Source organism: Anaerobutyricum hallii, assembly GCF_900209925.1.
In the GTDB taxonomy this organism is placed as follows: domain Bacteria; phylum Bacillota; class Clostridia; order Lachnospirales; family Lachnospiraceae; genus Anaerobutyricum; species Anaerobutyricum soehngenii.
The window spans coordinates 75196-100627 of record NZ_LT907978.1 but is presented as its reverse complement, the minus strand read 5'-3'; the positions used below and the strand labels follow the sequence as shown (position 1 = coordinate 100627).

Annotated in this window: 22 protein-coding genes, 1 tRNA gene and 1 pseudogene; 1 reads left to right on the top strand and 23 read right to left on the bottom strand. The window is 37.9% G+C overall.

Translation table 11 applies throughout. The annotated features are described in order from the left end of the window. Positions 1-225: 225 nt before the first annotated feature. The 23 genes and pseudogenes from EHLA_RS00455 to EHLA_RS00350 all read right to left on the bottom strand — a co-directional run bounded on the left by EHLA_RS00455 (position 226) and on the right by EHLA_RS00350 (position 24167). A complete protein-coding gene (locus EHLA_RS00455; protein ID WP_096238903.1) occupies positions 226-1590 on the bottom strand; it encodes a HAMP domain-containing sensor histidine kinase in 1365 nt (454 codons plus the stop codon). Next, complete coding sequence (locus tag EHLA_RS00450) at positions 1583-2290, bottom strand: response regulator transcription factor (protein WP_154580731.1); 708 nt, start codon at positions 2288-2290, stop codon at positions 1583-1585. Before EHLA_RS00450 ends, EHLA_RS00455 begins: the two co-directional genes overlap by 8 nt. Before the next feature lie 282 nt (positions 2291-2572). Continuing rightward, on the bottom strand, positions 2573-3733 hold the full coding sequence (locus EHLA_RS00445) for a type II toxin-antitoxin system HipA family toxin (RefSeq protein WP_096238902.1): 1161 nt from the start codon (positions 3731-3733) through the stop codon (positions 2573-2575). Further along, entirely contained in the window at positions 3699-3998 is a 300-nt protein-coding gene (locus EHLA_RS00440; RefSeq protein WP_005349716.1) for a helix-turn-helix domain-containing protein, read from the bottom strand. The genes EHLA_RS00445 and EHLA_RS00440 overlap by 35 nt, the downstream gene beginning before the upstream one ends. Before the next feature lie 551 nt (positions 3999-4549). Next, the gene (locus EHLA_RS00435) at positions 4550-6415 is read right to left on the bottom strand and encodes an ABC transporter ATP-binding protein (RefSeq protein WP_096238901.1); all 1866 of its coding nucleotides are present in this window, start codon (positions 6413-6415) and stop codon (positions 4550-4552) included. Between the two features lies 1 nt (position 6416). After that, complete coding sequence (locus tag EHLA_RS00430; protein ID WP_096238900.1) at positions 6417-8777, bottom strand: ABC transporter ATP-binding protein; 2361 nt, start codon at positions 8775-8777, stop codon at positions 6417-6419. A 97-nt stretch (positions 8778-8874) separates the two neighbouring features. After that, a complete protein-coding gene (locus EHLA_RS00425) occupies positions 8875-9471 on the bottom strand; it encodes an AAA family ATPase (RefSeq protein WP_096238899.1) in 597 nt (198 codons plus the stop codon). Positions 9472-9507: 36 nt separating this feature from the next. Beyond that, positions 9508-9942, bottom strand: a complete 435-nt coding sequence (locus EHLA_RS00420) for a MarR family winged helix-turn-helix transcriptional regulator (RefSeq protein ID WP_096238898.1) — start codon at positions 9940-9942, stop codon at positions 9508-9510. Between the two features lie 473 nt (positions 9943-10415). Continuing rightward, positions 10416-11297 (bottom strand): IS3 family transposase, encoded by an 882-nt coding sequence (locus EHLA_RS00410; protein WP_242970754.1) that lies wholly within the window; start codon positions 11295-11297, stop codon positions 10416-10418. Positions 11298-11317: 20 nt separating this feature from the next. Further along, positions 11318-11977, bottom strand: a complete 660-nt coding sequence (locus EHLA_RS00405) for a helix-turn-helix domain-containing protein (RefSeq protein WP_096238895.1) — start codon at positions 11975-11977, stop codon at positions 11318-11320. A 616-nt stretch (positions 11978-12593) separates the two neighbouring features. Further along, positions 12594-13031 (bottom strand): metal-sensing transcriptional repressor, encoded by a 438-nt coding sequence (locus EHLA_RS00400; RefSeq protein ID WP_330399828.1) that lies wholly within the window; start codon positions 13029-13031, stop codon positions 12594-12596. 83 nt (positions 13032-13114) lie between these two features. Continuing rightward, positions 13115-13720 (bottom strand): methyltransferase domain-containing protein, encoded by a 606-nt coding sequence (locus EHLA_RS00395; RefSeq protein WP_096238894.1) that lies wholly within the window; start codon positions 13718-13720, stop codon positions 13115-13117. A 121-nt stretch (positions 13721-13841) separates the two neighbouring features. Next, positions 13842-14378, bottom strand: coding sequence for an HD domain-containing protein (locus EHLA_RS00390; RefSeq protein ID WP_096238893.1), 537 nt, complete (start codon positions 14376-14378; stop codon positions 13842-13844). A 128-nt stretch (positions 14379-14506) separates the two neighbouring features. Continuing rightward, positions 14507-14591 (bottom strand) — tRNA-Leu (locus EHLA_RS00385). Between the two features lie 122 nt (positions 14592-14713). Then, positions 14714-15826, bottom strand: a complete 1113-nt coding sequence (locus EHLA_RS00380; protein WP_096238892.1) for an FKBP-type peptidyl-prolyl cis-trans isomerase — start codon at positions 15824-15826, stop codon at positions 14714-14716. Positions 15827-15924: 98 nt separating this feature from the next. After that, positions 15925-16230, bottom strand: coding sequence for a hypothetical protein (locus EHLA_RS16835; protein WP_330400034.1), 306 nt, complete (start codon positions 16228-16230; stop codon positions 15925-15927). 93 nt (positions 16231-16323) lie between these two features. After that, positions 16324-17046, bottom strand: a pseudogene (locus EHLA_RS16830) (P-loop domain-containing protein); the annotation flags it as partial. Positions 17047-17058: 12 nt separating this feature from the next. Further along, on the bottom strand, positions 17059-17634 hold the full coding sequence (locus EHLA_RS16825; RefSeq protein ID WP_330399826.1) for an ABC-ATPase domain-containing protein: 576 nt from the start codon (positions 17632-17634) through the stop codon (positions 17059-17061). Between the two features lie 96 nt (positions 17635-17730). Beyond that, a complete protein-coding gene (locus tag EHLA_RS00370) occupies positions 17731-19224 on the bottom strand; it encodes a C39 family peptidase (protein ID WP_096238891.1) in 1494 nt (497 codons plus the stop codon). Between the two features lie 47 nt (positions 19225-19271). Then, entirely contained in the window at positions 19272-21434 is a 2163-nt protein-coding gene (locus tag EHLA_RS00365) for a DNA topoisomerase III (protein ID WP_096238890.1), read from the bottom strand. A 149-nt stretch (positions 21435-21583) separates the two neighbouring features. Continuing rightward, positions 21584-22369 carry an ABC transporter permease gene (locus EHLA_RS00360; protein WP_096238889.1) on the bottom strand — a complete coding sequence of 262 codons (786 nt, stop codon included), beginning with the start codon at positions 22367-22369 and terminating at the stop codon, positions 21584-21586. Beyond that, a complete protein-coding gene (locus EHLA_RS00355; RefSeq protein ID WP_021906872.1) occupies positions 22369-23112 on the bottom strand; it encodes an ABC transporter ATP-binding protein in 744 nt (247 codons plus the stop codon). Before EHLA_RS00355 ends, EHLA_RS00360 begins: the two co-directional genes overlap by 1 nt. 47 nt (positions 23113-23159) lie before the next feature. Further along, entirely contained in the window at positions 23160-24167 is a 1008-nt protein-coding gene (locus EHLA_RS00350; RefSeq protein WP_096238888.1) for an aliphatic sulfonate ABC transporter substrate-binding protein, read from the bottom strand. Positions 24168-24400: 233 nt separating this feature from the next. Between EHLA_RS00350 and EHLA_RS00345 the strand changes: the two genes are divergently transcribed. Then, positions 24401-25432 (top strand): LacI family DNA-binding transcriptional regulator, encoded by a 1032-nt coding sequence (locus tag EHLA_RS00345; RefSeq protein WP_096238887.1) that lies wholly within the window; start codon positions 24401-24403, stop codon positions 25430-25432.

Here is a 25432-nt window from a genome sequence, read left to right as displayed (position 1 = left end):
AATAAAAGAGGCCTTCAAAAGACTGGATGATTATTTGATTTATTGAAGAAACAAACGAAAATAAAAATTTCAGACCATAGCAAATGTAAAGATATCACTGCGTAGAAAATGCCTTCCCGGCATTTTTACTTGCTCTCACATTACATTATACTATGGTCTGAAATTTTTATTTTCTGCTTGTTGGCTCCGAAAGGAATCGATTATCTTTTCGCTCCATCCATTTTCTTAATGAACTAAACTAAATTTTAATTCTACGGCGAAGGATCCATTTTTTTCAGAGAACGTACTTTCTCCTCCGAGTTGGTGCATCATTTTTTCTACACTCATTAATCCAATATGATTGCTTTCCACCCCGGTATTTTGTTGTTTTACAGTGTTAGATATTTCAAGAATGTATGATTGCTTTGTAAAGCTTCCCTTTATAAATACCGGTGAAGACTTATCTCCGTACTTTAAAATATTGGAAAAAAGATTACTGAGAATCCGCTTTATCATCCCTTTATCCCCCGTAATCCATCTTTCGACATAAGTATATTCCATCTCTGTCTGAAATCCTGCCAGACGTATAAAATCACTATGTTCATTGATACAGTCTCTGAAAAACTTTATTGGAATTTCCTTTACTTTTGGCTCTTCTCCTTCTTCAAATACCAGCGCATATTCAAACATCCTATCTGTCATCTCTCGAATATCACTGGTCTTTTGCAGGCACCTCTTTAAATATTCCTCATGCATTTCCGGATTTCTATTCAGGCGAAGTACTTCTAAATATCCATTTAAGATAGTCAACGGTGTCCTTAAGTCATGTGACATCGCCGTAATCAGATCCTGATTCGCTCTGCGGCTTTCTTTCTCGCGAACTAATGTATCCTGCAGTGCTGCTCTTAAATTATCCAGTTCTTCCGCAATAATTCCAATCTCATCCTGCCCCATATTCGGTACACTGTCCCTGAGATTACCTGCTGCCATTCTGAGAATCTCATCTTTTAGTTCTGCAACCAGATTCATTTTCTTTTTTATGAAAAATAAAATGACAGTAAAAAATAAACCAATACTGACAGTTAATGAAAAAATACAATATGGATAAATAAAGCGCACTCTGTGATAAAACCATACCATTACTGTCGCATATCCATTCTTGAACTTCATAGGAAACTCATATGTTTCCTCCCCTTCGCCTCCGGTAAGCTGATATCCCATATCAAAAAATGTACTAAATGCTACATTCTCCAACACTTTTGGAAACCTTCCGGTTATATAATTCCCTTCTTTTAACGCATAAATATAAATTCCGGTATATTTATCTCCTTGTTCAAGAAACGGCTGAATCTTCTTAATCCCTGCCTTATCGTCTTCCGAAGAAGGTATATCATACTTTGTTGCTTCTGCTCGTAAATCTTCCCAAAAATCTTCATCCAATGATACATCATGCAATCCCGGAATCTGTCGAACATACTCATAAATATTCCACTTGTTTAACCATAGTACTTCAAATAAAAGAACACTCACCATTCCCGTTAAAAGAATAAGAACGATCAACTGTTTATGAATCTGCCAGCCCTTTGTTTTTTCCCGTACTTTTTTAATCACAATAATATCCCTTTCCCCATGAAGTCTTTATAATGGACGGGTTTTTAGAATCCCGTTCTACCTTTCTTCTGAGATTTCGAATATGCACCATCACTGTATTCTCTGCACCATAGTAAAAACTCTCCTTCCATACAGCTTCATAAAGACGCTCTGCCGAAAATACCTGATGACGATTCTTCAAAAGCAGCAGCAAGATGGCATATTCCGTATCCGTAAGTTCCAGCAGCTCTCCATCAGAGTATACATTCTTAGTCTCTTCATCCACGATCAGATTCCTACAGGAAAAACGATTCAATTTCACTGGCTGTTCTGCTTTTCCTCTATAAACCTGATATCGCCGTATTAATGCCTTTGCCCGACTGATCAACTCATTATAGGAAAACGGTTTCGCCAGATAATCATCTCCTCCGCTCGAAAATCCTAATGTTTTATCACTGTCTTTCGTTCTTGCACTTAAAAATAAAATAGGTGCGTTACTTTCTTCTCTCATCTTGCGGCATGTCTGATACCCATCAAGTCCCGGCATCATAATATCAAGAATAATTAAATCATACTCTCTTTGACTAAGCATTTCCAAAGCTTTCACACCATTACCTGCTGTCTCTACCAGATACCCTTCTCCTCCAAGTAATACCTGTATAATTTCCTGAATTTCCGGATTATCATCCACCACCAAAATACTTGAATTATTCTCTTCCAAATTTATCCGCCTCTCTAAAATAATTTCTTAAACTTCTTCCAAACTCAGTATTTATTACTGTATTTCATATTTGATTTATAAAAACCTCTATACAAAAAAATACTGATAAGAACCTTTTTTGTAAAACATTTTTTATTATTTTATTATACCTTATTTCGGCATGAAAAAAGAAAAAAAGAGCCTATCTTAAGTATTTTTAAGTTTTACTTAAGATAGGCTGTCACATTCTTTTTTCCAAATTCTCTTATACGCTATTTAAATATTGTTACTATACTTCCACCTCTATAAGTATTTTTCCAATCGTTCTTCCACCGTATTTTTCATCTTTTCTATTACTTCCTCGCACCAGCTTTTTTCCAGACCTGCCTGCAGCCCCACCGCCAACAGTTCGTTTTTCCCTGGATTTCTTCCATTACCATCTACCATTGTGGTATGCTCTCCATAGTAAGTATTGCTGAAAGTAAGGTCATACGCAGGACTCAATCGCCATCCCTTTTTCATTTCATCATACAAATATGTGAAATTCTTAGAATGATCATCCCGATTATGTGCAAATACATTAAAACACATTCTGCGAAACATCTCTCTTACATCATCTTCATTATCTCTCGTCAAAATCTTAGTCAATTTCATAAGACTATGATAATCCAGGCTCGGCTGTTCAAAATCCAGCTCCAACAGTGCCGCTGCTGTTAACATATGAATCCTCTTTTTCTTATTTCCTGCTTTTACTTTTGTTTCTATTCCATCTACTATCCTTTCTCTGTCAAAACGCTTAATACCAAAATAGCCTTTGCATTTCTTTGATGGAAAAAGCCGCACTTCCGTCATATCAATTCCACACGCTTTCGCACATAAAGCATACTCATACTCCATCTCTCCTGCATCCTGACCGTCTACATGAGCTGGGAACTTTATAATCCAGTCCTCTCTATCAATTTCCGTCATAATCTTAGGCCTAGCACCTCCACTGGTTCCTCCCAGCAAATATAACTCATCCAATTTTTCCGAATACTCTGTATTCAATATCTTCTGGCACTGTAATGCTAAATCATCTAAATCATATCCCTGCGGCTCAAAAGAAAAATGTTCCTCCGGCCGATATGCCAATGCTCCCATTCCGGACTGTCCCACAATCGCCAAACGATTCAGCATTGTCATTTCTTCTGGCTTCATTCCTTTTTTCCACAACATACGATTCAATAATAAATTACCCCACCCATCAGGAAGACTATCCCCAAAAACACCAAATAAACCGCCGAAATACTCTTTTGTTGGTATAAAAACCTGCTCCTTTAACGGCAAAGAAAAAGGACTAATAGAAAATCCTGTTTCCAGCCATTCCTCACTGTACTCAAATGCAATCTTTCTTCCTGCCATTAATGCCAGCTTTCCAACTACTTTTCCATCATATAAAACTTGTAGTGTTCCGTTTTCTTTCATCAATAACCTCCTGAATATTCCGATATGGAACCTGTGTAAATAACTCACGAAGTTCATCTGCCATATCCAACGCCATCGCCAGCTTCGTAAGCGACAACAACGAAATCTTCCCCGTAGCCTCAAACCTCTTCACAGAACCATAACTCACCCCACTCATACGAGAAAGTTCCTCCTGCGAAATCTTTCTCCTCCGCCTAATATTCCGCACCCTCTGCGCCAGCTTCATATCAAGTTCTTCCGCCGTTTCCCAAACCAACGCCTCCATCAATGTATCTCCTTTTCTTGCTCCACTATTCTATACTCAATCTTGTTTGTGCTCAATCTTATTCATATTTTCATATTTATTCTTATTTTTTAGATAATATATTATCTAAAATCTCCGTTTTTAAGCTATTTTAGATAATATATTATCTACTATTTTATAACTAGCTTACCTCTTTAAAAATAATATGTCAAGAAGGCAAAAATTTATTCCAGCATTAAAATCAAACACTCCGCACCTTGATTTTTTTCATCTTAAAACCAGTGTATTTCACTTATCATTTTCGTCCCAAAATACACATTCAAATATTTGAATATATATTTTTCATACTTTTCTTATCAAGTCGCCCAAAAATATAAATTCTGACTATTCTTCAACTTCCAAAGACAACTCTCAGTAAATAAAATAACCTATATTTGTGGCCTCGGAGCAAGGTTTGGATACGAGAGTGTGTAAGCGAGTATTCAAACCGCAGCGACTAAGGTCACAAATATAGGTTATTTTATTTACTAAGAGCGTCTCCTTGCCTGCGGCAAACCAGAATTCAAACTCTATTATGCTGCTTCTTCAAACTGCGAATTATACAACTGTGCATAAAAACCATTTTTCTCCAGCAACTCTTCATGATTTCCCTGTTCGATAATATCTCCATCTTTCATCACAAGAATCACATCTGCATTTTTAATCGTAGACAATCTATGCGCAATAACAAAGCTCGTTCTTCCTTCCATCAGGTTATCCATCGCCTTTTGGATAAGAGCCTCTGTACGAGTATCTACAGAAGATGTTGCCTCATCAAGAATCATTACCTTGCTGTCTGCCAAAATAGCTCTTGCGATAGTAAGGAGCTGTTTCTGTCCCTGAGACACATTACTTGCATCTTCATTAAGTTCCATGTTGTAACCGCCCGGAAGTGTTCGGATAAAGCTGTCTGCATGAGCTGCTTTTGCTGCCTCGATAACTTCTTCATCTGTTGCATCCAAACGTCCATAACGGATATTTTCCATAATAGTTCCTTTATAGAGCCATGTATCCTGTAACACCATTCCAAATGCTTTACGAAGATCACGTCTGTTATAATCACGAACATCATGATTATCTAAAAGAATCTGACCACTATTTACATCATAGAAACGCATAAGCAGTTTCACCATTGTTGTTTTTCCTGCACCGGTAGGCCCGACAATTGCGATTTTCTGACCCGGCTTTACGTCTACGGAAAAATCGTTGATAATCGTCTGATTTGGATTGTAGCCAAAATTCACATGAGAGAATTTCACTTCTCCTGTTACGTTTTCTACAGATACCGCTCCCTCGTGTTCCTGATCTTCTTCCTCTTCTTCTAAGAATTCAAATACTCTCTCGGAGGCTGCTGTCATGGACTGTACCTGATTGATAACCTGCGCAATCTGCTGGATTGGCTGTGTGAAATTCTTTACATACTGAATAAATGCCTGAATATCACCGACACCAATCGTTCCTCTAATTGCTAACAGTCCACCGGAAATGGCAACTCCGGCATACCCAAGGTTTCCGACAAATGCCATGATTGGCTGCATTAAACCTGACAAAAACTGAGATTTCCATGCGGATTCATATAAGACTCCATTGGTTTCATCAAATGTTTTTACCATGTCTTTTTCTTTGTTAAATGCTTTAATGACCAGATGACCACCATAACTTTCTTCTACCTGTCCATTAATATGTCCAAGATATTCCTGCTGTGTGCGGAAATATTTCTGAGAAAACTTTACGACTGTAGACATTAAGATTGCCGATACCGGTAAAATGATAAATGCAATTAATGTCATTAACGGTGAAATAGTGAGCATCATTACAACGACACCAATAAGCGTTGCTGTTGAAGTAATAACCTGCGTTACACTCTGGTTTAATCCCTGACCTAATGTATCTACATCGTTGGTGATTCTTGAAAGAACTTCACCATAAGTACGACTTTCAAAGTACTTCATCGGCATACGGTTAATTTTCTCCGAGATTTCTTTTCGAAGGCGGTAACATATTTTCTGTGTTACGCCTGTCATAATCCATCCCTGTAAAAAGTTAAACACTGTACTTGTCAGATACAATCCTAAAGTAAGCAAAAGGATCTTTCCGATACGGGTAAAATCAATCCCACCTGTTCCGGCAATCTTTTTCATCAGACCTTCGGCCAGCGCAGTAGTTGCCTTTCCCATAACTTTTGGTCCAGCTACTGAAAATACTGTAGATATTGCCGCAAAAATCATTACCGCAAGAATCGCAAATTTATAATTTCCAATATAACGTAAAAGCTTTTTAAAAGAGCCCTTAAAGTTCTTAGCCTTCTCGCCGCCATGCATCATTTTTCTTCCGCCGCCCATCGGACCACGACCACCCATTGGGCCTCTGTTTGATGTTCCTGCTTTATTTTCAGCCATTTTACTTACCTCCTTTCTTATTTGTTTCCTTCTCTGCTTTTTCTTTTACCAAACCTAATTTTTCAAGTCCAAGCTCCTTTTCAGAAAGCTGTGACTTTGCAATCTGAAGATATACCTCACAGTTTTTCAGCAGTTCTTCATGCGTTCCTTTTCCAACAATCTTTCCATCATCCAAAACAAGAATCTGGTCTGCATGTAAAATCGTACTGACTCTCTGCGCTACAATTACGATAGATGCATCCTGCACCTTTTCATTTAATTCCTTACGAAGTGCTGCATCTGTCTTCATATCAAGTGCAGAAAAACTATCGTCAAATACAAGTACTTTTGCCTTTTTCGCAATCGCTCTTGCAATCGCAAGACGCTGTTTCTGTCCACCAGATACATTACTTCCACCCTGGGCAATTGGACTGTCGTATTTTTCTTTTTTCGTCTCAATAAATTCTGTCGCCTGGGCAATTTCTGCTGCTTCTTTTATATCCTCATCTGTCGCATCTGCTTTTCCAAATCGCAGGTTAGAAGCAATTGTTCCGGAGAAAAGAACACCTTTTTGTGGTACAAATCCTATTTCTTCTCGAAGTTCTTCCATAGAAATCCGACGAATATCTTTGCCATCTAATGTAATCTGTCCACCTGTCACATCATAAAACCTCGGAATCAGATTAACCAGCGTAGACTTTCCACAGCCGGTACTTCCGATAATTGCCGTTATCTTGCCTGGCTCCACTTTAAAATCAATATCAGAAAGCACGTTATGTTCTGCTCCCGGATACTTGAAATCTACATGTGAGAATTCCAGAACACCTTTATGCTCCTTAAGCGTTTCTGGCTTCTTCACATCCTGAACAGAAGCTTCTGTCTTAAGAACTTCATCAATACGATCTGCTGCAACACCCGCTCTTGGTACCATAATAGACATCGCTGTCATCATAAGAAATGCCATAACGATCTGCATTGCATAAGTAATAAACGCTGTCATCGCACCAACCTGTAACGTACCCGCATCAATTTTTTGTGCGGAAACCCATGTGATCAGAATGGTAACACTGTACATGATAAACATCATTCCCGGCATCATAAACGTCATAATACGGTTTGTAAAAAGCTGCGTACCTGTCAACTTTTTATTCGCTTCATCAAAACGCTCTTCCTCTGTTTTCTCTCTGCCAAATGCACGAATAACAGAAAGTCCTGTTAAAATCTCTCTGGAAACAAGGTTAAGACCATCTACTAATGTCTGCATAATTTTGAACTTCGGCATCGCCATCGAAACAAGCAGCATAACAAATCCGAGAATCACAACAACCGCAAGAGCAATAATCCATTCCATTCCTGCTCCGGTCTGATACACTTTAATAATTCCACCAATTCCGATAATCGGTGCATACAAAAGAAGTCTCAGCATAACTGCTGTAACCATCTGAATCTGCTGAATATCGTTTGTACTTCTTGTAATAAGAGATGCTGTAGAAAAACGGTTCATTTCCGCATTTGAAAATCCCATAACCTTTTTATAGATTTTTCCACGCAAATCCCTGCCAATACTCGCACCTACCTTAGAAGCAAGAAAACCGACTCCAATCGCCGCTACCAGAATCATAAATGCAATTCCAAGCATACGGCCGCCTTCTTTCCAGAGATAATCTGTCTGTATCTTATCGATATCTACTCCTGCAGCTTTATCACATTTTGTCGCATAGGCAACACCTGTAGAAAATAAAGTACTCTCTCCAATATCGTTCATTTTCTTTTCGATTTCTTCTCTGGACTTCTGGATATCTTTGGCACTCATCATGCCTGTCTGCTTCATCTGATACAGCATCGGGCGCACATCAACGTAAGTAACCTTTTTCCCGTTATCATCTTCCTCCTGAAAACTCTTAAACTCCATGTTGAGCATCTTTCCAATCTCATCGACACTCATATCATCTATTTTATCCTTCATCGGAGCCATCGCAGGATTCGAAGCAATCGAATTCTTAATCATCTTCTTAAACTGCGATTCTTTTACATTTGACATGTTATGATTTAAGAAAATCGCTGTAAGAAATGTATCATCTAACTGATCCAGCTTCTCCTCATCTTCTACTTTGCAAATGTAATACTCACCCTTTTTCTCATAAGTATCTTTCCATACTTTCTTCTCTTTTGAAGTCATATACAACTGCGAAATCTCATACTCATCCTCCATCATTTTCACAGGAAGAATATGCTCCACACCTTTATTCTGAATTCCCACATCAATGATATCTGACGTATACTGCGGCAGCGACAAATCGCCAAACGCCTGCACAATAAGCAACAGCACAATCGCAACGATCATATACCAGTATGGGGCCATATTTTTAAATATTTTTGTCATTCTTTATGTCCTCCAATTACTTTTTGTCAAAACAATTTTACTCTGACTACTAAGTTCATCAAAAATCCGCATCGTTTATTATTATGCTTTCCAATGCCTACTCGTTCATCCTCTTCAATAAAATCTCTGAACACTCCTCCAAAGAAAGCTTCGCTGTATCAAGAATCAGATCATAGTTCTTCTCGTCCTTCCAGTCCTTTTTCGTCCAGAACTTAAAATACCTTTCCCTGCCCCAATCCTTTCTGTCCATTAAACGACGTGCCTTCTGCATCGTATCTACATTTTCCTTATCAAAAATGCGCTGTACCCTCTTCTCCTTATCACTACAGCGGACAAAAACTGTCACAACATCTTCACAGGATTTCAAAATTTCTGTAGAACATCTTCCGATAAAAACCGCCGGACCTTCTGCATAAAGATTCTTAATCGTCTCTTTCATTCCATAGAAAATCTCATTAATTTTCACCATATTTTCATACTGATTATAGCCTGCCATCATCGCGATATTATAGAGAAGACTTCCTACTTTATTCTCGTCAAACTCCTTAAGATCTGCAATCTCTATGCCATATCTTTTAGCGGCCTCAATCAGCAGCTGTCCATCATAGTAAGGAATCTGTGCCTCTTTCGCAATGCGAATTCCGATATCCCGTCCTCCGCTGCCAAATTCCCTTTCTATTGCCATTGACTTCATATACTACATTCCTTTCTTCTAATCAGACTAATTCTGTTACTTTTGAAGTTCCTCATCCAAACTGCGAAGCATCTTCTGCATCACACGATCCATAACTGCCTTTTCTTCCTCTGTCACATACCGCATAATAATACGCTTACAATCATTATGAACTTCTAACATCTCCTTCGCTGCCTCCTCCGCTTTTTGTGTCAACTCAATATGTCTCTTTCTACGATCATTGTCATCCTCTATCAAAACAACGAATCCCTTTGCCCGCAAATTATCCACAGACTTTGAAATATGCGCCTTAGATAAATTCTTCTGCTCTACGATATCCTTCGCCGTATCTCCACATGATGAATGATATAAAAACAAAAGAATCTCCAACTCCACATTTCTCACTCCGTATTTCTGCACCAGCACTTCAGATTTTTTCTCCAAAAGCTTACGCATATTCATTCCACAGATATTAATTATAGAATCTCGCATATTTTATCCTCCGTTTGTTATCATGCACTCTTCAAAGCTTTCCTTGCTTGCTTTTATGAGAATACATATTTTCTTTCATATCTCCTTTATTTAGTTCGTTAGGAATCTGTTCACTAGCGAACTTGTTTGTATATCATAATCCTTTTCCAAGAAAATGTCAATAACAAACTACTAATTTACTGGGGAGACAGACACCGCTTTATGTAGAAGATACCAAGCCGAATTGTAGTTAGTCTTGTAAAGAAAAAAGAATTGTTATAAGTTTGATTTTGTTCCGTTGCGCTAAGCATTCCATTCTGCCCAGAAAAACAGGAACTTGGGAAAAACGAGTCCCAAGTTCCTATGGTCAGAATTCCATAGCGCAAAGTCACAAAATACAATACTTATAACAATTCTGGTGTGCATCCCGTCAAGTAGACAATTAAAAAAATATAAAATTTTTGTGTTGCCCGGTTGGATATCGGGCAACATTTTTATGCCGCCAATCGTTGCTTTTCATGAAATTCCATTGGTGTTAATACTCCAAGTCCTCTCTGTGGTCGGTCGTTTGTATAGTAATCTATATATTCTGTGATTGCCTTCACTAATTCTTCTCTGCTCTCAAATTTCTTTCCATAATACATTTCCCGTTTCAAGATTCCCCAAAAGCCTTCCATTACTCCATTATCTGTACAGTGTGCTACCCTCGACATACTCTGTATCATTCCTGCTTCTTCCAATTTCTGATGGAATCTTCGGGAGGTATACTGATATCCTCTGTCACTGTGAAAAATAGGATGGGCTTCTGGATTTGCCTTTACTGCTTTATCAAAAGTTTCAAATACCAGCGCATTATTATTACTATCCCCAATAACATATGCAACGGGCCGTCTATCACATAAGTCTAATATAGCGCTTAAATATATTTTATGAACACTGTCTAAGGTGTTTCCATATTTGAATTCCGTTACATCAGTAACCCATTTCTCATTAAGGTGTTCTGCCTTAAATTCTCTATTAAGAATGTTTTCTGCAATAAATGCTGGGTTGTTTGATGCTCTGGTACAGCCATTATACCGGCTCTTTAAGTTGGACCGGATCTGTTTTTTTCTGCAAATACGGAGGATTCTCTTATCATTTACCCGAATGTCTTCATCGTGGCGCAGCTTGTCATTTAACCTTCTATATCCCATATCTGGATGTTTTTCATGTAATTGTTCCAGTTTCTCTGCCAATTCCTCGTTAAATCTCTCGTTCGGTGTCTCTACGTGATGGAGCCATTTGTAGTAGGATGATCTGGCGATTCCACCTATTTCACATAATAACAGGATTGGATAGTTATATTTTTCGTGTTCTTCCTTGATTGCCCGATAGATATGTTCCTGGCGTATCAGGCTCAGCCTCCCCTCCTCTCTATCTCTTCTAATTTTTTTAAGAAAGATATCTCTATTTCTGCCCGTCTTTTTTCCGCACGCAGAAGTCTTACTTCTGCACGCAGTTTTTCTACTTCCGTCATTTCCTCTGGGGATTTTCTCTTTCCCCGCTTATCTTGCAGCCCATCCACCCCGTTTTCTTCATATCTTATAGTATAACTTCTGGCCTGATGATAAGAAATGTGAAATTTTTTTGCTGTTTCCGAATAGTTATGAGAATGTTTTATGCAATATTGAACGATCTCGACACGTTCTTCAAATGTAGTTTTTCTGCCTTTAGTCATGATTGGTCTACCTCCTGTTTCCTTATCATGACTATTATACTTCATAATCCATCTTCTGAGTATCTGTGCATCTGAAATTTTGTGTTTGGCACAGATATCCCGGAGAGAACCTTTTCCAGAAAGATAATCGAAAACAGCTGCTTCTTTTTGAGCAGGAGTTCGATAGGTATGACCTTTTCGAAAAAAAGCTTCCGGTCCAATTGATTGATAATTTCTAAGCCATTTATCAACGGTCGTATAATAAACTCCTATTTTTGATGCAACAGAACTGATGGATTCTTTTTTCTGAAGAATTTTTTCCATCCATTGTATTTTTTCTTCTGGAGAAATCTTATCCATAAAAAATGCCCCCTTTCAGATAAACAGTTTTATTTTTTTCAACTGTCTACCTAAAAGGAAGCATACCATTCTTTTTTCTTTATCATAGCTTTTCTTACAATTCAGCATAAAAGTTTGTTTCAGCGGCTGTCTGTTCTTGATGAGGAATTAGTATTTTAGTCTGAGGGAAAAAGAGGGGATTGTCCAGAAGTCTATGGTTTTCACTAGAATAAAAATCTCCAGAGGAGAATATTTTCCCACTGGATTTGTAGCCGGTCTTCTAAAGGAAAAGGAATTGTTAACGAAATTTTAACGGAATTATAGAGAAAGAAATCTTATTAATTGGAAGGCTTTGACCTTCACTGCTATTTTTTTATGGCGAATTTCTTATGGGGAAACAGTTCTCTGATTAAAAACCATAGCCTTCTGGACAATCCCCTTATTCCCATCCAAGATTTAAATACTAATTTCCATCTGGAGCCAAAGGACAGAAAACCAGAAATTTGATAGAAAAGAAAATGTGATGTCGGAGCCAGTAAAAATGCCGGTCAGGCATTTTCTACGAAGCGACTATCTTCACATTTTCTTTTCTATCAAATTTCTGGTTTTCGTTTCTTTAGTCCCTCAAATTAGTATTTTATTTTATAAATTTGTCTATTGCTTCATTCAATGCTTCAATTGCTTCAGTATCTTCTGTTTTTATCGCATCGACGATACAGGTTGACATATGCTCTTTTAAAATAACTCTGCTTAGGCTCTTTATTGCGGCATCAACTGCTGCTAACTGTATAAGAACTTCACTACAGTCTCTCCCCGATTCAATCATCGTCTTGATTGACTTCATATGGCCGATAATGCGGGCAATACGATTCAATTCATTTTTTACGGTTTCTGGATTATGAGTATGTGTATGAGCTTTCCCATGTTCATCTATATGTGTATGTTCATATATATGCTGTCCTACATATTCCTGCATATGTTCGTCCATATAAGCTGCTTCATGAATATGGTATTTATTTTGTGTTTTATCTTTATTTTTTATATATTCGTTTTCATGAATATGTTTATTTTCCATTTTATTTTACCTCGTAGTCTTATTTTGTTTCAAAAATAATGTCAGTATCAAAAAAAGAGTATTCTTAGAAATCAAGATTATTTTTAAAGTTCAAATATCACAATTCTTTCTCTGGAATCATTTTTCTGGAATAAATCTCTGCAGTCGATTTCATCTGCAAATATTAATTCATTTACTGTCATTAAATAGGAGATGTATTCATCTGACGGATAATAAAAAAGTAATTTCATTTCCCGAGGATTTTCGTAGTAAGATTCTAATATTTTATGCATTACCTTTTGTAATATTTCCAGGGAAAATGGATTAAAGAAATAGATTCTATCCACTTCTTTTGGTACAGCAAAATATTCTGCATTTTCCGCTTTGAAAGATACTCTTCTTGTAGAAATAGCACTTTCTTTATTTTCTACTGCCTTATTATAGATTCTTTCATCATATTCCACACCAACAGATGTACACCTGGTCTGATATGAAAGGAAAAAGTCTACACGCCCTTTTCCACAGCCATAATCAAGCAGTGTATTATTTTTTCGTATGATTCCTGTATTAGCTAATCTTTCTAATACAGAATATGGTGTAGGTTCATATGGATAATGGTATTGATCTGCGTTAGAATCATCACGTCCCATTGTATGTATTTTCAGTAATTTGTCCCATTTATTCTCTATTATATCTTCTTTCTCTTTCATATTTTTCCGCTTCCAGCCTTTCTTAAAACTACTTACGCTCGGAACATTAACCGAAAACCGGTGTCAAAAATTCCGAGCGTATATCTTATAACATTTGTCATTTAATTCATTATATTTTATCTTATCTTTTATATCGTTTAAATATCTCTAAATATTCCTTTTCCACCTCAGAAAATGCTCTTACCGTATAATCAGGCTCTACATGAAGCTTCGGCTGCCTTTCTTCTAATTCCTCATCTAATAAATACTTCAGATCATACCACAATAATGCATTATCAATTTCTTTTATAAGCTTTTCTTCTTCTTCGCTCAGCGGAGTTTCTAAAAACTTTGTATAAAGCACATCTAATAAATGATTCTCCTGCTCTTTATATTGCTTCATGTTCTGTTTTAACGGCCTTGGCACATCTGACATATAACACTCGCTTGCATCATGTAAAAGCGCAGCGAGTACTAAACGATCTGCATATCCTTTTGCAGCCGCCTCCTTTGCACATAAAATACAATGCTCCCCTACAGACCAGAAAGAACTGACATGTCCATTTCCTCTGCATATCATTGAAAGAGCATGTGCAATGTCTTTAATATCTATATCCACTGGCTCAGGATTTACAGGGTCAAAATGTTTTCTCGTGTATGTAGTGATACAGTTACTCATAAGCGCACCCTCCCTTTCCAGGTCCTACGTAATAATGACTGTCTTACTTTTTTATTATGATCATATATACGTAAAATTTTTGTAAAAAAAACCATTATGACTCATAACGAATCATAATGGTTTTATGCTGCGGATAACAAGACTTGAACTTGCATGAGCGTAATGCTCACTAGAACCTGAATCTAGCGCGTCTGCCAATTCCGCCATATCCGCTTACGGATATTAATTCTATCATAAACAAAAGATGAATGCAAGCATTTTTTACTTTAATTTTATTTGAAAATTATCGTTACTTTTATTCTTTTTCATTTCCTTTTCCATGATTGACTGTGGCCCTATTCTGCTTTCTGAATCTTTGTATCTTTTAATAATGCTGTCATCAGATTGGTATACAGTAATTCTGAACGGATTTCTTCCTCCGGCATTGTATCTAAAACATCTTTTTTATCCTTGTAGCCTAATTCGTCAATATAATACTGTATCTCTTTATTCAATTCTTCATCTGTTACCGTTACATTCTTTGCTTCTACTAACAAATCCTGCACGCACTGTCTCTTAAGCGAATCTTTGGCATATTCTTCGATTGACATATCGTTATACTGCTCAATAAAGTCACTTACGCTCATGCCAAAGTACTCTGCCATTTCTTTATTCTCTATTTTAACATTTTTCACTTCCTGCTTAACTGCATCTTCCGAGAACTCTTTAATCTGCGTTACATTCTCCATAATCTTTGTCCAGAGCGCATCTTCATTATTCTGCTGTGCTTCTGTCTTCTTATCGGAAATAAGATCTTTTCTGACCTGTTGTTTATATTCCTTTAATGTAGAATAGTCTGTATTCTTTTTAATGAAGGAGTCTGTGATTTCCGGAACAACTTCTTTTTCTATTGCATTAATCGTCACTGTCATCTGACACTTCTTTCCCGCTACAGAAGTATCTTCATAGCTTTCCGGAAATGTAAATTCCACCTCTACTTCCTGTCCAACCTTACTTCCTACAAGCTTCTCGTCTATATCGACATCATCATCTACATTCAGGTTTCCTTCCCCTAAATGAATGTCAATACTGCTGTCAGAATAATCTTCATTCTCCTTACCATCAATCGTTGTTGCATAATCGATATTCAGATAATCTTCTTTCTGAACAATATCACGACTGGTAATCTCCTTGTAATCTGTATATTCTTCAGCCAGTTCATCAATCTTATCTTCTATCTCCTGTTCTGTGACCTTAGTTGAAGAACCTTTAATCGTAAGTCCTTCATATTGCCCAAGCTTCACATATTCAGAAGCGTTCAGTTCTACCGGTGTTGTCTGCTCTGTTGTAGCAGCTGCTTCTGTTGTCGCTTCCGCAGCCTTTTCTCCGGACTTTGAGGTAGCACATCCACCCACCATACACATAGATGCTAACAATACCGTCGCAATAAATATCTTTCTCTTTATCATAAATTATAAATTCTCCTTTTTTATTGTTAGTTTACCCTTCACCTACTTTATTCTACTTTACATTAATCTCACTCTATTCTCAATCATTTTCACAAAATCTACATATATTTTTTTACAATTTTGGCACTTCTGTATCTGCTAAGACAGGCATACAATTCCTGCTTTCTTGGAAGAACGGGATGTCCGGCAGAATAGTTTGCAGGAATTACCGCTGCCATTCCTTTTCTCTCGATAAGCTTATACATATTTTCTATGAATTCCTGAATATCTTCTTCTTTTGTTACATGATCTAGTATCCATCCCATCATATAGGCAAGTGCTGTTGTCTGTCCACTTTCTGAAAGCTGTTCTAAGTAACGCACATCAATGGATTCCCTGTCGATCAGCACCGTATCTGTTCCCATTGATTTTAACTTTCTTCTAGCAGATTTTATTGGTTTTAATTTACGGGAAAATTCCGGCATACAAACTTCTTTTTCCGCATACTGCCCTGCAATCTGGCATTGTTCGCAGATTTCCTTTGCTTCTTTTGTAACATCTTTTACTTTATAATGATCTAGCTGAAGCACAAGGTCTGCTACGGATAAATAATCTCCAGAACTTCCTACAACAATGATAAAAGAAATTCCCATCGTTTTATAAATTCCACGTATGTGACGAAGTAAGGTTGTAATCGGTTCTTTTTCATCAGAAACTAACTTTGCCATCACTTTATCCCGAATCATAAAATTCGTTGCAGAGGTGTCTTCATCTAAGAGCAGCAATTCTGCTCCAGCTTCCATGGCTTCTATCAGATTGGCCGCCTGAGAAGTACTTCCGCTTGCATTTTCCGAAGAAAAATCTACGGTATCCTGTCCGGCAGGAAGATGATTAATAAACAAAGAAATATCTGTATGCAAAATACTTCTGCCGTCTTCTGCCCGGATTTTCATTCCTGTAGCATCTGCTACGACATATTCTCTCCCATCTCCTGCAATATGATTATATACTCCCTGTTCTAACGCTTTTAATAATGTAGACTTTCCATGATAACCGCCACCTACGATAACAGTAATTCCTTTAGGAATCCCCATTCCGATCATCTTTCCTTTATGTGGAAGCTCTATTTCAATCTGTAAGGATTCCGGTGAAATAAATGGCACTGCATCCCGCATTGGACGATCGGAAATGCCACTTTCTCTTGGTAATATTGCACCGTTTGCCACAAAACCTATCAATCCTCTTTCTTTTAGCTACCGGCGTAATTCCTTTTGATCGTCTGCAAGAGAAACAGCTTTTTCCAAAAAGCTCTTACTCTTTGTATCCCATTTACGATAAAACAAACAGCTTTCTGCCAGTTCCGGCAAAATATCAAAAACAAGTTTTTGCATCTCTTTTGCCATAATTGTTCTTCCTCTCGCCGGAAATCCCATTTCAAAACGAAGTTCCATTCTATCCTTAGAAAAAACAACCGCGATTCTTTCCTGCACCGTCTGATTTGCCGGACAGGTCGTAATTCTTCCGCTCTTACCAGAACCCATAGATCCTTTATCTAATTGACGAAGCTGCCTTAAAAACCGGCGCAGCACTTGATCTTCTAATGCCAGTCTGCGATGTTTTTCTTCATAATACTCTTCCGGAAATCCATGCGTTTCCTTCTTCACTTCAAAACGAAGTCTGGAAGGAGAAGCAAAGGGATCTCCCTGTACATGATCTATATGCAAAATATAATTTCCGTAACTGTAACTACCTCCAAGCGTTTTATACATTCCGTAACTTTTATGATCGATTTTGATCAGTTCCTTTTTTAAATCTTCTTTATTCTTCATATTCATTTCCCTGCTTTTCGTATTTTCACTCTACAGACTTCGTTCTCAAAATCATATCCCGAATACCTGCTCCACTACATCGCTGCTACTTCATCATTACTTTTCACTAAGTTTAAAGAAATAAAAATACTGGGATTCTAATGCCCCGGATAAAAGTCTGTCTACTTTAATCCAATCACCAAAAGCGGAAGTTGCACGTTTTGGCAGATAATTGGAATCCAGTAAAAGATATTTCTTTGTTTTTTTATTATAATCAGAAATACAAACATAATGTCCCTGTACATGAACGATTGCTGTATCTCCTGCCTTAAGCTTTTTCTTTAAAACGTCGATGCTTCCACTTCCACCATCCCAGGCAAATCCATATTTTTTTCCGTATTTCTTTGCTGCTGCCTTAAAAATACCATCATCTGTTCCGCTTCCGACAATACGGTAATTTTTCTTCACTGCATAATTGGCAAGCTCCATTACATCCATATACTGACCGTTCAATGCGTAAACAGCATTTACTGTTGCAAGAATTCCACAGCCTGCAGTTCCCATACATCCACCTCCGCCATATGGTGTCGCACACCACTCCGGATCATATTGGGTAATGACAAATGGCTTCTTTGTATTACTCATCTTTTGTGTCGCATGAATCCGCCAGTGACTCCCTATATCACTTCTTCCTGTGAAAAGTGTCAAGCTCACAGAATCTGCAGAATCTTTTTCTTCCGCAAGGAAACGCTTACTCGACACATTCTGAATCGTATAGGCTCCATTTAATCGCTGCAATTCAAACCGCCCTCGTACTTCTTCTGGTTTTTCTGTCCAACAAAGTTTATAACTTCCCTTTTTCCCCTTCGCTGCATTTTCCCTTGAAACACTCTGAAATACCACAGATAAATACTTTCCATCTTCTGTATTTTGAATATAGTATTTATTCTGTGTAATATGCATTATCTTAAATGTGTACTTCTGATAGCCTTCCATTTCTGTCTGATCTTTTGCTCCGCCGTTTTTATCATCCTGATATCCACATCCAAATTCATAGATGCCATCTGCTACTGTCTGTTTTTCTCTTCCGTCATAAAGCAATGTATTAGAAAATGCCCCAGCGGTCATCCATCCAATCTCATAATGATCTTTTTTATCGCAAATCACCTGACGGTCCCCATCTTTTTTACTGATGACGATAATCCCACTATACTTTTTAATCGTTGTCTGTACCTTTGAAAAACTTCGATTCGTATAAATGTACATCCCGTCTCGTACTGTTGCATACACATTTTTATAATCAGGATCGACTACAAAAGTATCAAGGGAAAACCAGCCGAAACCAGATTCCTTTCCACTTGTATACTTTCCGTAAATACTTTTTCCACTGACTCTGTATGCCTCTATGTTTAGCTTGCTGCCGTTCACTTCCTTTAACAACTTTTTCAGTGATACATCTTCATAAACAGATACTTTTTCGCTCTTTATAGAGGCTGCCATTACTGGCTTTTGCTCCATATCATAAGGAAAAGCTGCCTCTGCTTTTTTTCCTGCTGCAAATAACATTGCTACACAAAATAAAGAAGTTAAAATCACTCTTTTTATACTCATAAATTAAATCCTCATTTTTATTTACTCACTTCCGTACTGGCTGTATCCTATAACTTCAGGTTTGCCAGCGCATCTGCAAGTGCATTATTCAGTGGCTGTTTTTCTTCTTTCTTCATTTTTTTCATATAATTTGCCACATCTTTTTTAGAAACACCGGCTCCTTCTTTCTTTCGGCGGTTTTCAAATGCCTGCATCGATTCTTTATGCCCACAAGAACATACAAACTTCTGATTCTCTTTTGCTCCGATCAGTTCCATCTTTTTATGACAAACCGGACAACGAGCATTTGTCATTCGGGAAATCCGTTCCTTGTATCCACACTCTCTATCCTGACAGACATAGAGCTTACCCTGTTTACCATTTACTAAAAGAAGACGCTTTCCACACTCCGGACAAACTTTATTCGTCAGATTATCATGACGGAAAGTTCCTGTTCCATTCTGGATCTGTTTCATCAGTTCTTTTGTGTATGTTTCAATTTCTTTCATGAACTTTCTATCACTTGCCTTACCTTTTGCAATCGCAGATAACCTCGATTCCCACTCAGCGGTAAGTTCTGGCTTCTTTAAATCTTCCGGCACAAGAGACAACAGCTGTTTTGCCTTACCTGTAATAAATATTTCATTATCCTTTTTTTCAATAAGATAGCTGCCAAACAGCTTATCAATAATATCTGCCCTTGTTGCAACCGTTCCAAGTCCACCGGTTTCCTGTAACGTTTTTGCTGCTTTTGCATCCTTTTGCTGCATATATTTTACTGGATTCTCCATCGCTTTCAATAACGTTCCTTCTGTAAATCTCGCCGGCGGTTTTGTCTTTCCTTCGGTTTTTTTCAAAGTAAATTCCCCGATTACTTCGCCTTCTTTTAAAGATGGAAATACCTTTCCATTCTCATCTCCTTCCGGCGCAGTTACTTCTTTGTATCCCCTGTTTAATGGAACATTTCCTTCAGCAAAAAATGTTTCCCCTTCACATTGTATGGTAATCTTCGTCTGTTCATACTCATAAGGAGGATATAAAACTGCAAGGAATCTCCTAACAACAAGATCGAAAATCTTTCGCTCATCTACTGAAAGCTGTGCCAGGATAACCGGCTGTTCTGTTGGAATGATCGCATGATGATCGGATACTTTCTGATTATTAACAAAAGATTTCTTCGGAGTAATCTTTCCCTTCAGCACTGTATTAGTAAAGCTTCTATACGGACCAACTGCAATCGCCTCCACACGTTCCCGCAGAGTCTCTGCCACATCCGTTGTCAGATATCTCGAATCTGTTCTTGGATAAGTCAGCACCTTATGATGTTCATAAAGGCTCTGCATAATATTTAATGTCTGTTTGGCAGAAAAACCAAAGCGCTGATTCGCATCTCTTGAAAGATCGGTCAAGTCATAAAGTCCCTCCGGCTGTGAAGTCTTTTTCGTCTTTTTTACTTCAATAACCTCTACTGTCTTTCCTAAAATCTTTTTGTAAATTTCTTCATTTTTTTCTCTGGAAAATGTTGCCGCACTTCCGGACTTTTTATCTTTCCAAGTAAATGTAATTCCCTTACCAATAAGCTGTAAACCATAATACGGCTTCGGTGTAAAATGTCTGATTTCTTCCTCCCTTGCTGCAATCATTGCCAAAGTCGGTGTCTGCACCCTTCCACAGGAAAGCTGTGCATTATACTTACAAGTCAACGCTCGCGTTGCATTCATTCCCACCAGCCAGTCGGACTCCGCTCTCGCCGTTGCAGCATGATAAAGATTCTCATACTCTTTCGCATTCTTAAGATGTGCAAATCCTTCACGAATTGCTTTATCTGTCACAGAAGAAATCCATAATCTTTTCAACGGCTTTTTATTCCCTGCCTTCGCAAGAATCCATCTCGCAACCAGTTCACCCTCTCGTCCGGCATCCGTTGCGATAATAATTTCCCCAACATCCTTTCGCTCGATCAAAGACTTCACTGCCTGAAACTGCCCTCTTGTCTGTGGTATAACTACTAGCTTAAAACGTTCCGGCATCATTGGAAGATCTTCCATTCTCCATGTCTTTAACTTCTTATCATAGCCTTCCGGGTCTGCCAGTGTCACCAGATGCCCCAGTCCCCAGGTAATAATATATTCATTACCTTCAATATATTTCTTCCCCTGCTGCTTACAGCCAAGCACGCGGGCAATATCCCGTCCAACAGACGGTTTCTCTGCAATTACTAATTTTTTCATTCTATAATAATCTCCATTTCATACATTATGTACTGTCCTAAAGTTATTTTCTAGTATAACAGAACAGGAAATGGGTTGCAAATAAACGAAACGAAAAAAGGATAGGGATTGCAGTGATAATCCCTGTCCTTTTTCATTTCTGTATTTTGCTAAATTGTCAATCCTCTTTTTCTTAGTATTCTTTTTTCCAGGTTATGAAAGATCACCTGATCAATCACGATTCCAACTACCACAATAACTACCATGACGAGCATAACCTGATTGATGTCTGCAAGATTTCTCCCTGTCATTAATGTCTGGCCAAGTCCAATGGATGTCGTCATTACTTCTCCACTCATTAATGCGCGCCATGCAAATGACCAGCCTTGTTTCATACCTGATATTAATTCCGGAAGGCTTGCGGGAAATATAACTTTCCAATAAATTTGTTTTTGATCTGCCCCCATTGTAAGCGCTGCTTTTTTATAGATTGGAGGGACGTTTAGTATCGCATTGTCTACGGCGATTGCCATACTGAATGCAGATCCCATAATTACTACAAAGATGATTGCTGTCTGTGTTAATCCAAACCATAAGATAGAAAATGGTACCCAGCAAATACTTGGCAGTGTTTGTATTCCCATAATCAGAGGTCTTAAATTTTTATGTAAAAATGAAAAATGATTCATAAATACTCCAATAACTCCTCCAATCATAAGGGAAAGAATATATCCTATTGCCCCACGCAGTAAACTGTTCCCCATTGCCGATAGTAAGGTTCCCTGCTTTATCATTTCCGTAAATGAATTCCACACACCACTTGGTGACGGCATCGCATAGGCTTTCCATATTCCAAGTCCGTCAACACCGATCATATATAAAATCTGCCATAAAAGAATAACACCAAGAAGGAACAGTATTTCTCCTGTTATATTGGATTTCCATATTTTTTTCATCAGTAATCCCCTCCCTGGATCTCTTCTAATATTTTATGTCGATAGGCAATGAAGTCCTCGTTATAGACATGCCTTGGTCTATCTAACTCTATCGGTACAATATTTTTGATTCCGCCGTCTTCTCCTGACATTACTACAACTCTGTCTCCAAGATAAACCGCTTCTTCTACACTGTGTGTAATAAAAAATATTGTTTTATGTGTTTTCATCCATATATCCTGCAGTTCCTGTCTTAAATGGTTTGATGTTTGTTTATCAAGTGCGGAAAAGGGTTCATCCATCAGTAAAATTTCTGAATCCATTGTAAATGCTCTTGCTAATGCTACCCTCTGGCGCATACCTCCGGAGAGCTGATGTATCGCATAATTTTTATAGTCTTCAAGCTGCATCATTTTCAAATACTTTTCCGCGCGGTAATCCTGCTCTTTCTTTGGAACTCCGTTTATCTCCATTCCAAACTTTATATTTTGAATTACATTCAGCCATGGAAACAGAGCGTGTTCCTGAAACATCACTGTCCGTTCCGAACCGGGTGCTTTCACTTCTTTTCCATTTAAAAGAATTTTTCCTTCTGTCGGTTTTTCCAGTCCTGCAATCAGATTCAGCAGCGTACTTTTGCCGCATCCGCTTTTCCCAACTACACAGAGGAACTCTCCCGGTTTTATTTCAAGATTTATATTTTTTAAAGTAGCCTGCCCTGTATTTTCAAAGGTTTTTCCTACATTTTTTAATAATAATGCCATGCTCTGTCTCCTTTAAAATGCCATTCTTCAAAACATTGTCCTATCCATCATTTTGCAGATGTGTTTGTCTCCTCAACGGAGATAAAATCATCGGTCGGTTTCTGATTAATAAATTTCTGATCAAGTGAAATTGCTGCAAAATCATCAACTGCATCTTTATTTACATCTGTTGAAATCGTAAGTTTCTGAAATGCTGTCTTTAAAATGTCCGCACTTAGTGATTTTCCTGTTGCTGCATTAATCTCATTGTTGATAATCTCCGCTGCTTTGTCTACATTTTGATTAATTGCATCTGTCGCTTCCTCATGTTGTCTTAAAAATTCTTTTACTAAGTCCGGATGCTCCTTTAAAAATTCATTTCTCACAACAACTACCGCTACTGGATAATTGCCTTCCATATAAACCTGATTATAATCGAGAACGATTTCTGCTCCGTTCTTTACAAGTGTAGAACCCCATGGTTCCGGAACAAGTGCTGCATCTATATTTCCCTGATCCATCATGTTCTGAACATCTGCATTTTCTACAGCCGTTACCGTAACTGTGCCACCTTCTTCTACTGTTTTTAAACCATTATCTGAAAGCAGCTTTAAAAGGCACAAATGCTGTGTATTTCCAATCTGCGGTATCGCTACCGTCTTTCCATCTAAATCTTTTGCAGATTTAATATCCGAACCGGGTGCTTTTACCAGTTCCGCTCCTGCCTGAGAAGCTCCAGATATCAGACTCACATCTCCCTTTGACTTTACATTGGCACTGATCGCCGGAACCGGTCCAATATATCCAATATCGATATTTCCTGAAAATAATGCTTCCACTTCAGAAGGACCTGCATTAAAGGAAGTCCATTTCACTGCTGCCTTTCCGTCAAATGCTTTATCAAGTGTTCCCTGTGCTTTCATATAAAGAGCCTGTGCATGTGTTACATTATTAAAATAACCCACATTAATTTCTGTTGTTTTTCCTGCGCTCTTCTTTGTTCCGCATCCTGTAAGCCCCGCTATCATTGCTACTACTCCTGCCATCATAAAAATCTTCTTTATATTCCGTCTCATACCTTTTCGTCCTTTCTTTGATTTTTCTGCCTGACATCAGTTCTTCTTGCTTTCACATGTGTTGTATTTATATTATTCGAAAAACGCCTTAACAACAATGCCATTTTTTGATAACGTTATCTTTTTTGAACAAATTGACTTTTTGCAACATATTTTTTATAATAAGCTGATATACAGATGATTTTTTTATTCTATTTTTATAATATTTTTGATAACGTTATCAGGAGGTTTTTATGTCTTTAAAAGAAATAGCCCGCATTGCCGGCACTTCAGTATCTACTGTTTCAAGAGTCTTAAATCAACCGGATTATAAATGCAAAAGTCCTGAACTGGAAGCCCGTATCTGGGCTGCCGCACAGGAAATCCGTTATACACCAAACACTGCCGCTCAAACCTTAAAATCCGGAATTAGTCTGGCGCGGACCGAAGAAAAAACGATGACTTTTGATATTTTTCTTACTCGTTTTCCTTCGCTTTCTCAGGATTTATTTTTCAGCGAACTTTTTGAGTTTCTCAAAAAGGAACTTTTACGCCAGCAATGTATCATTGGAAAGTTCCTCACTCTTCCGGAAGTTACTTCTATGTTAAATGAAAAGTCTTCTTTTTCTGCCACTGACAAACATGCAGATGGAATCATTCTTCTCGGAAAATGTCCTTCTGAGCTTATTTCCCCTCTGCAAAATCACTATCGTAATATTGTTGGAATTGACCGTAACCCAACAGACTTTGCCTACGATGAAGTAATCTGTAACGGAACCAATGCAGCCATCACCGCTATGAATTATCTGATTTCTCTTGGGCATAAAAAAATCGCCTACATAGGAGATTGCTCCTATGAGGCGAGATATATCGGTTATTATCAATCTTTAATTTCACACAGCCTTCCTCTTGACTACTCAAATATCTATCCAACAAGCCAGACCCGCGAGGAAGGAATGAAAACAATGGAGCTCATTCTGCAACGAGCTTCCCTTCCTACTGCCATCTTCTGTGCAAATGACAGTACAGCACTTGGTGTATTTGACTGTCTGCGGCATCGTAGAAAAAAAGGATATGTTCCTTCTATCATCTCTATTGATAATATCCGAGAATCAGAGCAGACGAAACCAATGCTGACTACCATTGATATTCCAAAAGAAGAAATGGCGCACCATGCTGTGAAGCTCCTTCTTGACAGAATCCATAATGAACATAATAGTGCTGCAAGAATTGAGCTTCCATGTAAGCTGCTTGTCAGAGAAAGCTGTTCTATTTCTCCGCATTAA

What these genes read in the sequence shown, in the direction of transcription:
- EHLA_RS00445 (WP_096238902.1), bottom strand. Translation starts at nt 3,733, where the DNA reads ATGAAAGAAAACGGAACACTACAAGTTTTATATGATGGAAAAGTAGTT.
- EHLA_RS00440 (WP_005349716.1), bottom strand. Translation starts at nt 3,998, where the DNA reads ATGGAGGCGTTGGTTTGGGAAACGGCGGAAGAACTTGATATGAAGCTG.
- EHLA_RS00435 (WP_096238901.1), bottom strand. Translation starts at nt 6,415, where the DNA reads ATGGCTGAAAATAAAGCAGGAACATCAAACAGAGGCCCAATGGGTGGT.
- EHLA_RS00430 (WP_096238900.1), bottom strand. Translation starts at nt 8,777, where the DNA reads ATGACAAAAATATTTAAAAATATGGCCCCATACTGGTATATGATCGTT.
- EHLA_RS00425 (WP_096238899.1), bottom strand. Translation starts at nt 9,471, where the DNA reads ATGAAGTCAATGGCAATAGAAAGGGAATTTGGCAGCGGAGGACGGGAT.
- EHLA_RS00420 (WP_096238898.1), bottom strand. Translation starts at nt 9,942, where the DNA reads ATGCGAGATTCTATAATTAATATCTGTGGAATGAATATGCGTAAGCTT.
- EHLA_RS00405 (WP_096238895.1), bottom strand. Translation starts at nt 11,977, where the DNA reads ATGGATAAGATTTCTCCAGAAGAAAAAATACAATGGATGGAAAAAATT.
- EHLA_RS00400 (WP_330399828.1), bottom strand. Translation starts at nt 13,031, where the DNA reads ATGGAAAATAAACATATTCATGAAAACGAATATATAAAAAATAAAGAT.
- EHLA_RS00395 (WP_096238894.1), bottom strand. Translation starts at nt 13,720, where the DNA reads ATGAAAGAGAAAGAAGATATAATAGAGAATAAATGGGACAAATTACTG.
- EHLA_RS00390 (WP_096238893.1), bottom strand. Translation starts at nt 14,378, where the DNA reads ATGAGTAACTGTATCACTACATACACGAGAAAACATTTTGACCCTGTA.
- EHLA_RS00380 (WP_096238892.1), bottom strand. Translation starts at nt 15,826, where the DNA reads ATGATAAAGAGAAAGATATTTATTGCGACGGTATTGTTAGCATCTATG.
- EHLA_RS16835 (WP_330400034.1), bottom strand. Translation starts at nt 16,230, where the DNA reads ATGGGAACAGATACGGTGCTGATCGACAGGGAATCCATTGATGTGCGT.
- EHLA_RS16825 (WP_330399826.1), bottom strand. Translation starts at nt 17,634, where the DNA reads ATGAAGAATAAAGAAGATTTAAAAAAGGAACTGATCAAAATCGATCAT.
- EHLA_RS00370 (WP_096238891.1), bottom strand. Translation starts at nt 19,224, where the DNA reads ATGAGTATAAAAAGAGTGATTTTAACTTCTTTATTTTGTGTAGCAATG.
- EHLA_RS00365 (WP_096238890.1), bottom strand. Translation starts at nt 21,434, where the DNA reads ATGAAAAAATTAGTAATTGCAGAGAAACCGTCTGTTGGACGGGATATT.
- EHLA_RS00360 (WP_096238889.1), bottom strand. Translation starts at nt 22,369, where the DNA reads ATGAAAAAAATATGGAAATCCAATATAACAGGAGAAATACTGTTCCTT.
- EHLA_RS00355 (WP_021906872.1), bottom strand. Translation starts at nt 23,112, where the DNA reads ATGGCATTATTATTAAAAAATGTAGGAAAAACCTTTGAAAATACAGGG.
- EHLA_RS00350 (WP_096238888.1), bottom strand. Translation starts at nt 24,167, where the DNA reads ATGAGACGGAATATAAAGAAGATTTTTATGATGGCAGGAGTAGTAGCA.
- EHLA_RS00345 (WP_096238887.1), top strand. Translation starts at nt 24,401, where the DNA reads ATGTCTTTAAAAGAAATAGCCCGCATTGCCGGCACTTCAGTATCTACT.